Consider the following 12726-nt stretch of genomic DNA (forward strand, 5'->3'; position numbering starts at 1 on the left):
CATGGCAGTGGCGATCGCACGCAAGACGCTTCTCTACGAATGGCGACGGTTTCTGCCGGCCGTTGCAGCAGTGGCGTTTTCGGGACTGTTGATGACAGCCCAAGGCGCGCTGCTCCTCGGCATCGTCAGCGCGAATTCGCTCTATGTCACCCAGTCGGATGCGAGTTACTGGCTAGGCTTTCCCGGCACTCAGAGCGTCGAGCTGGGGCGTACCGTCCCGGCCGGCGTGCTGACGAGCCTCTATGCGGAGCCGGCGATCTCGCATGTCGAACCATTTCTTCTAGGATCGGGGGATTGGCGCGGCATCCATGGCGGCGGCGGCGTCAGTGTAACGGTCGTCGGGATCGATGTGCAGTCCGATAGCGTGGGGCTGGCGCGGGTTGTTCCGACAAACATGCGCAATCGGCTTCGCGAGCCGGCCGCAGTTGTCATCGACGCGGCCGATAGCGACAAGCTTTCGATCGAACCTGGCGATCTCGCCGAAGTGAATGGTCACACCGTGCATGTCATTGGCTTCATCGATGGTTTGCGTGGCCTGGGAGGCGTGAATGTCGTCGGTTCGCTCGATACAGCGCGGGCCCTTGATCAAACGCTGCCTGCCGACGGAGGCGCCACCTATTTCCTGTTTAATATCGCCGCGGAGAGTGAACAGTCACGCGTTTTGAGCCATCTGAACGAACGTGCTCCGATCGAGCGTTTCGAAATCTGGGCGGCAAGGAAACTTGCGGACATGTCGACGAGCTACATGCTGTTCGATTCCGGCGCCGGCATCGCTTTTGTGTTTGCGACACTGATTGCTGCCACCATCGGCGCTCTCATTACCAGCCAGACCTTGATGGCTGCCGTTGCGGGAACGATCCCGCAATACGCCACGCTTCGGGCCCTCGGCGTTCCCTTCAGTGGATTGAGGAAAATCGTCATAGAGCAAGCCGCCTGGGTTGGGTTCACCGGGTTGATCATCAACGGAGTGCTGAGCGCTGCTATTGGCTTCATAGCACTGATCTACAAGGTTCCGTTCGAACTTAACGGGGTCGTCATAGCGTCGGCATCGGTCGTCGTGCTTGTGGTCGCCATATTGGCATGCCTTCTGGCTGTAAGTCGGCTTCGCCAAGCCGATCCGGCGACATTGTTGAGGTGATACCGTGCGCCCCGCTATCTCGGCCTTAAACCTATATAAGTCGTTCACGGTGCAGGGCATGCGAACGAACGCGCTCGTTGACATCTCCGTCGAGATCTTCAGTGGCGAGTTCACCGTGCTCAGCGGCCCCTCGGGGTGTGGAAAAAGCACACTGCTGGCGACGCTTGGTGGCATGACGGAGCCCGATAGCGGCACCATTCGGGCGGGAGATACCGACTTGTCGTGCTCGACCGACACGCAACGGGATGCCTTTCGGCTCCACAACTGCGGTTTCATCTTCCAGGGCTTCAACCTGTTTCCGGCCCTTTCGGCACTCGAGCAGGTGCAGGTGCCGCTCGATTATCTGAACGTGCCGCAAGAAGAGGCTCGCCTCAGGGCGCTGGACGCGCTGGACCGCGTCGGCCTGCTCAAGCGCCAGCACCTGCGGTCCTCGCATCTGTCCGGTGGCGAAAAGCAGCGCGTCGCCATAGCAAGAGCGATCGTCAAAGAGCCGGCCATATTGTTCGCTGACGAGCCGACAAGCGCTCTGGATAGCAGCAATGGGTTGAGGATCGTCGAGATCCTGCGCGAGACGGCAAGGCAATTGGGAACAACGGTGCTGTGTGTTTCCCACGATACGCGTCTCTTTTCGAAGGCAGACCGCGTTCTCAACATGGAGGATGGGCGGCTGTTGTCTGACCGGCGGCCTGTTTCTGGGCGCGGCATCGATACACAAGAGGACTGGCATGGATAAGTTGAAGCGTTCCCCCCGTGTTTTGGCGACCGCAATATTGGGCGCCTCCGTGACCCTATGCCTCCTGTGGTTGACCGTCGGCATACCAAAGGCCGGTGAAAACCCCGATGCCGCCGAACCGCCGTCGCTGGCGATTGCGGCGGCGGCCCGCGGGACCGTCGATGTCGAAGGAGGGCTCTACCGAATAACCGCCGTGCGCGATGGGGTCGTTGCCGCGGTTGAAGCAGCGGAAGGCGCCTATGTCCGCAAGGGCGATGTTCTCGCCATCCTCGACAGTCGGCAGGAAGCGTCTTCCCTACGGATCGCCGAAGCGGAGCTGGCGCAGGCAGAGGATCACTACAAGCTTCTTCAACTCAAGGTAAAGAACCTGTCGAAAACGCTTGAGAGAATGCGGCGCGCCGCGGCCGGCAAAGCCGTTTCCGAGCAGGCGCTGAGCGATGCACGGGACGCTTATGAATCCCAGGCGATCGAAACCAATTCCGCCGCATCGGCAGTGTCGGTTGCGCGCGAACGCCTCGAAATCGCCAAGCGGGAAATAAGCGTGCGGTCGATCACGGCGCCCGCCGATGGCATAGTCGTCCGCCAGGCCGTTAAGGCCGGGGAAGCTGTATCCACCCAGGCGATGACCGAAATGTTCGTCCTGCTTCCAGATGGACCGAAAATTGTGCGCGCAGATATTCCCGAGGAGTATCTCGGTCTTGTCGGTCCCGGTATGAACGTAGAAATCGCCGCCGAAGGGCGGACGGCTCAATCCGTTTCTGGCAGGATCAGCCGGATTTCCAAGGTTTTGACGGGCCCGAAATCGGCGGAGAATACCGGCGAGCGAAGCGATGTGAGAGCGGCGAACTGCATTATAACCATCGCGCGCGACGCGCCATTGGCGATCGGGCAACGCGTCGTCGTGCGGGTGATTAAATGAGGGTCGCCGAGCGAGGGGGCGTGTCAAGAGGGCTCTCTCGCAAACCGCACGGGAATGTTGGTTGGAGCATGAGGGCTCTTCCATTTCCGGGAGCTCGTGGATATTCAATGGCCGTGACTTCGACCGATCAGTAATCCTGTTGGGCTTTGTCGCAAGCTTTCGGCAAGGCCACAGAAGCGTCGAAGGGAGGGGCGCCAATGCCTGCCGATACAGGACGTTGTTCTGTCCCGATATCGTGAATCTTGTCTTATTTCGGCGATCCCTTACAAAGGTTCAGGCGGCCTGGTTTTCCGCACGCAACGGTCACCCAGGCACATCGAATGACATTCTTCGTCTAGTAAAAGTCTTTAGAAAAAAGGGGGCAACGAAGGCACTTCGAAAAGAGCAGACATAGCAAGTTCCATAATTCATTGGGCATCGTAAACTTAACGGCAACGAGGCCAAACCATGGCGTTGGCAGAGTTCGTCGGTCATACTCGGCCAATTTTCGCCCACAGGATCATCGCCGCTGCTCGCAATTCGCGATGATGGCTGGAGGGAATGTCGTGGCGGGGGATGCGGAACAGGTTGGCAATCGGGTCATGGATGGAGACAAAGCGTTGTAGATGTCGCGGTGACTTGAAGCGCTTCATGATCTGCTCTCGCCGCCGGACTGGTTGGTGAGAATTCTCCGCCCGATTGTTCATCCCTTTGTGGGAGCGATGCTCAACGCCGGGCATGATCTCCCGCTTTGCGGCGGCGTAAGATCGAAGCTTATCGGTGATCATCACCCGCGGCGCTCGGCCCAGGCTCTTCAACAGCTTGCGCATCAGACGCTTGGCCGCCTTGGTATTGCGGCGGCTTTGCACCACACAGCGCGCCACAGCCAGTGCTTCTTGCCGCCGATCGAAACGACGGCCTCGTCGAGGTGCCATTTGTCGCCCAGCCGACCGGCTGAGCGGCGGCGGATCTCATTGGCGAAAGTTCGCCCACAGCCGTCTGATGGGAGACAATGATCCTGCGAGCCGCCAGCATGTGCTCGACCATCCTCAGGCTGAGCGGAAACCGAAAATACAGCCAGACCGCATGAGCAATGATTTCAGCGGGAAAGCGATGGCGGCGATAGAGGGGATCACGGTCTGTCATGGGCGGTCATCGCACATCGAATTCCAGCTTTTCGTTAAATTGCCGATGCCGAAACGCTCTAGGGAACGGGCTCGGCATAGTATCCGGCTCGGGATAAACGCCAGATCTTCATATCGATACGCTCAAGGTGAAGGGCAGGAATTTTCAGTGAAATCCTATCCTCTTTGAGCACACGACGGTTCGATATGGTTCAAGACCTTAAAAACATTTGGTAAGAGATGGTGGCGGCTCCGTAAATCTCAAACAGCTGCCAGAAAGCTTTTACGTCGAGCGGTCGCGATCCTGCAGCCGGTTCCAGGCATGCATCCGGTTTGCTATCTGCACCGCAGCAGAGTGAAATGGCACAGATTTCATGTCTGTCACCGGAAGCGGCATCTCGTCATCGGCTCGGCGGCCAGCAGCCCACCGGCCGATCTCCTGGCCAAGGGACAAGGAGAGTGCCACGCCGCGTCCGGAATAGACTCCACCGAAGACGACGCCGGGTGCCAGGCGGTAAAGCCGGGGCTTGCGATCAGGCACGACAGCGAATGTCCCGTGCCAGTATTCATTCATTTCAGGTTTGCCGCCGAAAGCCTTGAAAGCCTTTGCAAGCATGGCAGCCAACTTGGTCCGCCCGCGCTCGGCTTCATTGAGCCAGAATGTGTGTGTTCCACCGCTCACCAGCCGGTTGTCGACGTCGTAGTGGAAATAGCGCAGGTCATTGCGCATGTCCGATACAGCGGGATTACCCACCAGTATCTGGCTGCGGAGATCTTCGGACAGGGGATTTGTCGCCGCCTGGAACACCTTGAAGGGAATGAGCGTCCGCTTCAGGCCCGGCCAGATATCGTTGGTCAGCGCGTTGGTGGCCAGCACGACCTGGGGCGCGGTTACGCTGCCTGATGCAGTATGTACTCGCCATCCGGCATCTACTTTCTCCATCCGCAGGGCGCGCGAGTTTTCGAAGATCGTCACGCCCTCGCTTTCGATGGCTTCGGCCAGGCCGACAGTCATGGCAAACGGGTTTATGTGCCCGGAATTGTTGACCATCCAGCCGCCCAGATATGGACTGCCGATGCGCGCCGTTGCTTCGTCCTGGTCCAGCCACGAAACGTCAGCGCCAAAGGCTTTCCACTCGTCGTGGAATTGCCGGGCGCGGGCCAGCGTCTTTTCTGTGTGGGCAGGCTGGATCCAGCCTTGCTGCACCTGGTGCGCGTCGATGTTGAAGCGCTGCATCAGCCCAAACGCGACGCCCGCCGCCTGCGCCACCATCCGGTTATAGCGCTCGCCATGCTGCTTGCCGTAGCTCGCCTCGAACTCCGATGGCGAGGCCTTGGAGTGGTGCGATATGACGAGGCCATTGTTCCGCCCGGAGGCGGAGGAGCCGATCTCGTTGCCTTCTAGCATGATGACGTTGACGCCGCTGTCGCGGGCGCCCAAGGCCGATGCCATGCCGGTGAAGCCGCCGCCGACGACCAGCACATCCGTCTTGATGTCCCCGTGGAGGGCGGGGGCGGTTGTCCGCGTCCTGGTCGTCTTGCGCCAGAGATGCGGCGTCGTCCAGTCGACGTCAAACATGGAGGGTCTCCTCCGTGGCGCCGCCAAGATAAAGATCGCCGATGTCGGAATGAGCCGCAAGCTCCTGCGCCGGCCCGTGCAGGCGAACGCGGCCGGTGTTCAGCAGGTAGGCGTAGTCGCTGCATTCCAGCGCAAGCTGTACGTTCTGCTCGACAAGCAGGATGGAGATGCCGGACCTGGAAAGATCCAGGATGATGTGGAAGATCTGCTGGATGATCTTAGGTGCAAGACCGAGCGATGGCTCGTCAAGCATCAGCAGCTTCGGCTCGGCCATCAGCGCGCGGCCGATGGCAAGCATCTGCTGCTGGCCGCCGGACATGCGGCTGGCCATGCCGTTACGGCGTTCTTTCAGGATCGGGAAAAGCTCGAAGACCTCGTTCCTGAGCGCCTCGAAGGTCTTGCCGCCACGGCCGATATGCGCGGCCACCAGATTTTCCTCGACGGTCAGCCGCTGGAAGATCTGCCGGCCCTCGGGGCAGTGGGCAAGGCCCATGCGCACCACCTGTTCCGGCCGCGCGCCCGTGATCGGCTTGCCGTCGAACTCGATGGTTCCCGCGGTGGCCTTGGCCACGCCGGAAATGGAGTTCAGCAGCGTGGTCTTGCCGGCGCCGTTCGGCCCGAGGATGACGACGATCTCGCGTTCATCGACCTCGAGATCGACGCCTTCAAGAACGCCGACGCGTCCGTATCCCGAGCTGAGCCCGGCGATCTTGAGCAGCGGCCTTGATGTCGTCGATGTCATTGGCGGTTCCTAGGTAGGCAAGTTGAACATCGGAGCTCGCCTGGACTTCGGCGGGCGTTCCCTGGAAAAGCAGTTTGCCATGATGCATCACCACGATGCGGTCGCACAGGGCCATGACGAGGGCCATGTCATGCTCGACGATGATCATGACGCGATTTTGCGACTTCAGCTCAGACAGTTTGGCTGTCAACTCTGCAGTTTCGTGGTGGTTAAGCCCGGCGGCCGGTTCGTCGAGCAGCAGTACCCTCGGATTAACCACCAGCGCACGGGCGATTTCCAGCATGCGCTGGCGTCCGTAGGGCAGGCTGCCGGCATAGGCATTGGCATAACCCTGCAGATTGAAGAAGGAGAGCAGCTCCATGCAGACATCCCGCCGCCGCGCCTCACGCTTCTTCGCAAACGGCGGCCAGATCACTTCTTTCCAGGTCTGCCCGACTTCCTGCGGATAGAAGCAGACTTCCAGGTTTTCCAGAACGGTCATCTGGTCGAAAAGGCGAATGTTCTGGTAGGTGCGGGCAATGCCGGCATTGGCGATCTGGTATTTCTTCAGGCCGCTCAGCTTCCTGTCATCCAGGCTGATGGAGCCCGCCGACACTGTGTAGGAGCCGGCCGTCATGTTGATCAGCGTCGATTTGCCGGCACCGTTCGGGCCGATGATCCCGTGGATCAGGCCCGGTTCGAAGCGGGTGGAGACGGCATCGATCGCGACGTTGTTTCCGTATTGCTTGCGGAGATTGTCGAAGACGAGTGTCATTTTCCGAAGAGCCCCCGCATAAGTCGTTCCGGCCCGAAGCTGCGCGGCACGATACCAGCGGGCCGCAGGATGATCAGGGCGATCATCAGAAGCCCGAGGAAGAGGATGCGCCATTCGGCGAATTCCCGGAGCACTTCCGGCAACAGGATGAGGATTGCCGCACCGGCAATGATGCCGACAATGTTGCCGATGCCGCCCATCACGATCATCAGCACGATGAGCACCGATTCCTGCAGCGAGAAGCTCTCGGGGCTGACGAAGCGCTGCGACGCGGCAAAGATGACGCCGGCGATCGAACCGATGGTCGCCGAGGTGGCAAAGGCGGCCAGCTTGGCATTGGTGGTATTGATGCCGATGCCGCGGGCCGCGTCCTGGTCTTCGCGGATGGCCGCCCAGGCCTTGCCGAGAATGGATTTCTCCATGCGCCAGACGATGGTTGCAACAATCAGCACGGTCGCCAGAAGCAGCCAGTAGAAATCGACGGGCTTGGCGATCTCGATGCCGAAGATTGATGCCTTGTCGAGGCGTGCGATGCCTTTCGGGCCGCCGGTGAGCCAGTCGATATTGTTGACGAGAATGCGGATGATTTCCCCGAATCCAAGCGTGACGATGGCAAGGTAATCGCCCCTGAGCTTCAGCACGGGAACGCCGAGCAGAATACCGACAAGCATGCCGAGGAGGGCTGCGATCAGGACGATGAGCAGAAAGGGCAGGTGTATTCCCAGCTGCGCGCTGGCGAGCAGGCCATAGGTATAGGCGCCGACGGCATAAAAGGCGACGAACCCTAGGTCGAGCAATCCGGCATAGCCGATGACGATGTTCAGCCCGATCCCCAGGAGGATGTAGATGAGCAGGCCGTTGACGACGCGGATGTAGTAGTTGCCGAGAAAGGGTGTCAGGGCGATGAGGGCAATCGCCATGACAAAGACGACGATCGGCACGAGCCTGCCTGTCCGTGGTGTCGATTGCATGGTGGTGTCAGTGGAGGACATCAGAACTCCCTCTTGTAGACCATGCTCTCTTCCGAGACCGGCGTTCCGAGAATGCCGGCCGGGCGGACGAGAAGGACGAGGATGAGAATGGCGAAGGAGAGGACATCACGGTATTCCGTGCCGAGTATCCCGCCGGAGACGATGGGCAGCAGGGCCGTGCCGGCCACTTCGACGAAGGCGAGGATGAACGAACCCAGCATGGCGCCCGGGATCGAGCCGATACCGCCGAGAATGGCAGCCGTGAAGGCTTTCAGGCCGATGACGGCGCCCATGGATGGCGACATGATGCCGTAGTAGCTGGCATAGAGAATGCCACCGGCAGCCCCGAGAAGCGGGCCGGAAAAGAACACCAGCGAGATTGCCAGGTTGACGTTGATGCCGAGCAGCTGTGCTGTCGGCCGGCTTTCGGAGACGGCGCGGACGATGATGCCGGCGCGGCTGCGGTTGACGAGGATATAGAGGCCGAACATCAGCACGAAGGCCGCGATGAGAATGCCGATCTGGACGAGCGTTACCGTGCCGCCGAGCACATCCAGGCGCGTTGCCGGAAAGAAGCTCGGGAAGCCAACGGGTTGCGGGCCGACCAGGATCTGGATGCCGGTCACCAGTGACAGCGAGACGCCCAGCGAGGAGAGCATCGGGGCGAGCCGAGTCGAATTGCGCAGCGGCTTGTAGGCGATCCGTTCGATGCCGACACCGACGAGGCCGACGGCAATGACGGCGCCGAAGAAGATGGCCGTCAGGGCAAAGGCTCCAGCCCCGCCGATATCGCCGATGAATAGGGAAAGCCCGAGAAAGGCGGCGTAAGCGCCCAGCATGAACATCTCGCCATGGGCGAAGTTGATCATGCGCAGGACGCCGTAGACCATCGTGTAGCCCAGGGCGATCAGCGCGTAGATGGAGCCGATCGTCAGGGCATTGACGGTTTGTTGAATGATTGTACCCAGCATCGCAATCCCGTCAGCAGGCGCCGGCGATCCGGGGATCGGCGGCGTATGGCGAGGTAAGAATGCGCAGCCGCGCTCCACGGGTATCACCTGTGGCTGGCTGCGCGATGAAGATCCAGCCGGCGTTTCTGGCCGGATGCGATACTAGCTTATTTCTGGCCGATCAGCGTGAACTTGTCGCCATCGACCTTGTAGAGGTAGGACGGTGCGACCTTCAGTTCGCCGACATCGTCGAACTCGAGATGGCCAATCGCGGTGTCGACCTTCACGTTGTGAAGTCCCGTGTTCATGTCGGCACGCGTCAGGCCCTTGGCGTTCTTCAGCACGGCTTCGAGGATCTGGCCCTGGACATAGCCGTAGACGGAGTAAGGACCGGCTTCGGAGCCGAACTTCTCCTTATATTGCTTGGCGAAGTCGGCAATCGCCGGCGATGCATCCATCGGCGGGGCCTGGACTGCGACCAGCGAGCCCTGGACATTGGCCTGGCCGGCCTGCGAGATGTAGTCAGGCGTGTAGCCGCCATCCGGAACCAGCAGTGTGGCCTTGACGCCCTGCTCATGCATCTGCTTGGCGAAGAGCGCCAGCTGCGGCATGACGGCGCCGAGATAGATCACCTCGGGGTTCTTGGTCTTGATCTGCGCGAGAACAGCCGTGAAATCGACGTCGGTCGGCGCAACGGATAGCGTGTCTAGCAGCTTGCCGCCGCCTGCAGTGAAATTCTTGCCGAAGATTTCGGAAATGCCCTGGCCGAAGACCTGCTTGTCGTTGACGACCATGGCGGACTTGGCGCCGAGCTTCTGCAGGGCATATTCGGCCGGCAGCAGCGCCCCGGCAAAGTCGTTGGCGACCGGGCGGACCATGTACTTGTAGCCCTGCTGCGTCAGCGCCGGGTTCGAGCCGAAGGTCATGGTCGGCAGCGTGCAATCCTCATAGATCGGCAGCGTGGACTGCGCGACGCCGGAATTGAAGTTCACGAGACCGATGACGACATCCTCGTTGTCGCAGAACTTCTGGGCGACGAGCGTGCCTTCGCGCGGGTCGGCCTTGTCGTCTTCCTGGTCGATCTTGACCGTGATGCCGTTGACGCCGCCGGCAGCGTTCAGCTTGTCGATGTAGAGCTTGAAGCCATTGTGCCAGGTCGAGCCAAAATAGGCCTGCGGACCCGAGAGCGGGCCGGCCAGACCGATGGTCATGTCCTTGGCTAAGGAAGGTGCGGCGATGAGAGATACGCCGAGAGAGAGCGAGACGATGAACTTCATTGTGTTCCCCTTGTGTTTAGCCGATCGCATTCGACAGGCCGTTCCGGTCTTCGTGTCGATGAAGACATGGAAGCAGACATTGAGGGGCACGTCAAGAAAGTGTCGACACTATTGCGTTCAATTTATTCATCGTCTAATCGTTAGGCACTGCGAGCCCGGCCGCGATGCTTTCGTGCTGTCGGCTCGCCTGGGGAAAACACCTTCAGCAGGGCGTCCTTCAGCGCCTGCTGCGTAGCCGACACGGTCATTTCGATATGCTGCCGCAGCAATTCCACGCCGCCCTCCACATCCCGCCGGATTGCCGCCGCAACGATTGCCGAATGGGACGAGACCTGATTCTTGTCGTGGCTCCGGTGCTCGATCTGGATGCGACGGATGAAGCGGATACGGGCATTGATTGCCGAAAGCTGGTTGACCAGTTCCGGATTGCCGGAGAGTTCGGCGATGAGAAGGTGGAACCCTTCGTCCTCCGTCAGGATGACATCCGGCGGATGATCCCGGTATCCATCGACGATCGCATCCCAGTAGCTGCGCAGCCTGTCGATTTGGTCGTCATCGGCACGGTCGCACATCAGGCGAAATGCGGCACACTCGATGATGGAACGCAGTTCGTACAGATCGAGAAGGCCTTCGGTGCTGAGACTGCGCACGAAGAAGCCCCTATTGGGGGTCAGAGAGACGAAGCCCTCCGAGGCGAGCCTGTTCAGAGCCTCGCGTATCGGCGTGCGGGAAACGCCGAGCGTCTTGGCAAGATGGACCTCGTTGATCCGCTCCTCCGGCTTCAGCTTGAATTCGACGAGCAGCTTGCGGATGGTGTTGTAGGCCCGCTCGCTGCCATCTGCGGATCGCCTGGTTTCGGTTTCCGCTCCGGGCGGCAGGGTATCGGTGGGAGTGGGTTCGCTCGTCTCAGTCATGGTGCCCCGGTCGGTTTGTCGAAATCGAGTGTCGACAGATAGTTATGCAACGTTCTTTATCAACTTCGCGCCAAGCGCAAGCGCAAGATTTCAAGCTGGGAGTTTGTGATGATCCTTGGAATTCTGGGTGTCGGCCATCTGGCATCGGCCATTCTGGCCGGCCTTGTGCGGTCGGGAATCACGGAAACGATCCTGCTGTCGCCACGCGGCAAGGCGGTCGAACTCGCCGCCCGTTACGGCCTTGAGGTGTGCAGGGACGCGGCGGATCTTGTCGCCAGAGCAGATGTCGTGCTGCTTGCCGTGCGCCCTGCGGACGCGGCCAGTGCGGTTGCCGGACTTCCGTGGCGGACTGGCCAGGTCGTTGTCTCCGTCTGCGCCGGCGTTCCGTTGAGCGATCTGCCGGTCGCCCCGGCGCGCCTCGCGCGGGCAATGCCGCTGACAGCGGCGGAAATCAATGCGAGCCCCACGGTCTTCTTCCCGGATATTCCGGAGGCCCGCCAACTCGTCGAGCGCATCGGACCCACCATGGCACTGCGCAGCGAACAGGAATTCGAGGTGGCTACCGTCAATGCAGCCATCTACGGCTGGGCGCAGGATCTGATCCGTCGGAGTGCAGAGTGGTGTACGCAACAGGGAACTGACCCGCAGACCATGCGCCAGCTGGTTGCCCAGACCTTCGTGGCGGCGGGGCGGCTGATTGCCGAGAAGGACCAGTCGATGGAGGAAATGCTGACGGAACTGGTAACGCCCGGCGGGATCACCGAGCTCGGCCTGCAGGTTCTTGCTGATCGCGGGCAGCCGCAGGCATGGCAGGAGGCTTGCGAGGCCGTGCTTTCCAAGCTGACTGCCGAACCTGCCTGAGGAGGTTCCCCTTATTCCCGACGCTGAGCAACAGGATAGGTATGGCCGCCTGCCGCTTGCTCGCTTGGCGACACGATCATTTCGGCGACATCGACGTGCGAAGGAAGCTTCAGCGTCGATATCAACACGGCCGCAATATCCTCGGGATGCAGCGGCCTCTGGTGCGTATACATCTTCTCACGTAATGTCTCACTATCGCCTTCGAAGGCCTTGAGATAAAACTGCGTTTCGACCCGCCCCGGCGCAATTTCAGTCAGCCGCACACCAGTGCCGGCCAGATCGTAGCGCAGCACGCGCCCTGCGTGGGAGAGACCGGCCTTTGCAGCACCATAACCCGTCGTGCCCGGAAAAACGGCAGAGGCGGCCGTGCTCGTGAGGTTGAATATGTGCCCGCTCCGGCGCTGGATCATGCCGGGCAGCAGCATGCGGATCAGCTGCAGTGGTGCGGTGAGGTTCAGGGCGATGACCTCTGCGGTTTCCTTGGCTGTCTGCTCGTGCAGTGGCCGGACGGTCGAAAGGCCACCGGCGTTATTGACGAGAATATCAATCTTGGTATCGCCCAGCAGATCCGCAATACCGGCATGATCCCGGACGTCAGCAGCAAGAGGCCGGAAAGCGGGTCCCAGTTGATCCGCAAGCGCATCAAGCGCCGCGCGATCCCGGCCGAGGCCATGAACGATGATGCCTTCCTTGACCAACGCTGCCGATATGGCAGCACCAATGCCTTTTGAGGCGCCGGTGACAAGTGCATTGCGATAGTCCATCCGACAGCTCCTTGGGTGATG

The 12726-nt window shown here is 60.6% G+C and carries 12 protein-coding genes and 1 pseudogene; 4 read left to right on the forward strand and 9 right to left on the reverse strand.

Features of this window, described 5'->3' with window-relative positions:
* Position 1 precedes the first annotated feature (1 nt).
* The 3 genes from FHT29_RS29030 to FHT29_RS29040 are packed head-to-tail and all read left to right on the forward strand — an operon-like array spanning position 2 to position 2790.
* A complete protein-coding gene (locus FHT29_RS29030; RefSeq protein ID WP_168600721.1) occupies positions 2–1138 on the forward strand; it encodes an FtsX-like permease family protein in 1137 nt (378 codons plus the stop codon).
* A 58-nt stretch (positions 1139–1196) separates the two neighbouring features.
* Positions 1197–1871 (forward strand): ABC transporter ATP-binding protein, encoded by a 675-nt coding sequence (locus FHT29_RS29035; protein ID WP_080760591.1) that lies wholly within the window; start codon positions 1197–1199, stop codon positions 1869–1871.
* The gene (locus FHT29_RS29040; protein ID WP_168600722.1) at positions 1864–2790 is read left to right on the forward strand and encodes an HlyD family efflux transporter periplasmic adaptor subunit; all 927 of its coding nucleotides are present in this window, start codon (positions 1864–1866) and stop codon (positions 2788–2790) included. Before FHT29_RS29035 ends, FHT29_RS29040 begins: the two co-directional genes overlap by 8 nt.
* Positions 2791–3260: 470 nt before the next feature.
* Here FHT29_RS29040 and FHT29_RS29045 read toward each other — a convergent pair.
* The 8 genes and pseudogenes from FHT29_RS29045 to FHT29_RS29080 form a co-directional block, all read right to left on the reverse strand.
* Positions 3261–3915, reverse strand: a pseudogene (locus FHT29_RS29045) (IS6 family transposase).
* A gap of 261 nt (positions 3916–4176) precedes the next feature.
* Positions 4177–5472: an FAD-binding oxidoreductase gene (locus FHT29_RS29050; RefSeq protein ID WP_168600723.1), complete on the reverse strand. Its 1296-nt coding sequence runs from the start codon at positions 5470–5472 to the stop codon at positions 4177–4179.
* The gene (locus FHT29_RS29055; RefSeq protein ID WP_047558194.1) at positions 5465–6214 is read right to left on the reverse strand and encodes an ABC transporter ATP-binding protein; all 750 of its coding nucleotides are present in this window, start codon (positions 6212–6214) and stop codon (positions 5465–5467) included. The genes FHT29_RS29050 and FHT29_RS29055 overlap by 8 nt, the downstream gene beginning before the upstream one ends.
* Complete coding sequence (locus FHT29_RS29060; protein ID WP_168600724.1) at positions 6138–6968, reverse strand: ABC transporter ATP-binding protein; 831 nt, start codon at positions 6966–6968, stop codon at positions 6138–6140. The genes FHT29_RS29055 and FHT29_RS29060 overlap by 77 nt, the downstream gene beginning before the upstream one ends.
* Positions 6965–7960 (reverse strand): branched-chain amino acid ABC transporter permease, encoded by a 996-nt coding sequence (locus FHT29_RS29065; protein ID WP_168600725.1) that lies wholly within the window; start codon positions 7958–7960, stop codon positions 6965–6967. Before FHT29_RS29065 ends, FHT29_RS29060 begins: the two co-directional genes overlap by 4 nt.
* Positions 7960–8910: a branched-chain amino acid ABC transporter permease gene (locus FHT29_RS29070; RefSeq protein ID WP_047558198.1), complete on the reverse strand. Its 951-nt coding sequence runs from the start codon at positions 8908–8910 to the stop codon at positions 7960–7962. The genes FHT29_RS29065 and FHT29_RS29070 overlap by 1 nt, the downstream gene beginning before the upstream one ends.
* A gap of 146 nt (positions 8911–9056) precedes the next feature.
* Positions 9057–10166: a branched-chain amino acid ABC transporter substrate-binding protein gene (locus tag FHT29_RS29075; protein ID WP_047558200.1), complete on the reverse strand. Its 1110-nt coding sequence runs from the start codon at positions 10164–10166 to the stop codon at positions 9057–9059.
* A 140-nt stretch (positions 10167–10306) separates the two neighbouring features.
* Positions 10307–11080, reverse strand: coding sequence for a GntR family transcriptional regulator (locus FHT29_RS29080; protein ID WP_168600726.1), 774 nt, complete (start codon positions 11078–11080; stop codon positions 10307–10309).
* 108 nt (positions 11081–11188) lie between these two features.
* On the opposite strand from FHT29_RS29080, the gene FHT29_RS29085 reads away from it, so the two are divergent.
* A complete protein-coding gene (locus FHT29_RS29085; RefSeq protein ID WP_168600727.1) occupies positions 11189–11941 on the forward strand; it encodes an NAD(P)-binding domain-containing protein in 753 nt (250 codons plus the stop codon).
* A gap of 11 nt (positions 11942–11952) precedes the next feature.
* On the opposite strand, the gene FHT29_RS29090 is transcribed toward FHT29_RS29085, so the two are convergent.
* Positions 11953–12705, reverse strand: a complete 753-nt coding sequence (locus FHT29_RS29090; RefSeq protein ID WP_168600728.1) for an SDR family oxidoreductase — start codon at positions 12703–12705, stop codon at positions 11953–11955.
* Positions 12706–12726: the final 21 nt, after the last annotated feature.

The organism is Rhizobium sp. SG741 (genome assembly GCF_012275435.1).
In the GTDB taxonomy this organism is placed as follows: Bacteria; Pseudomonadota; Alphaproteobacteria; order Rhizobiales; family Rhizobiaceae; genus Rhizobium; species Rhizobium lusitanum.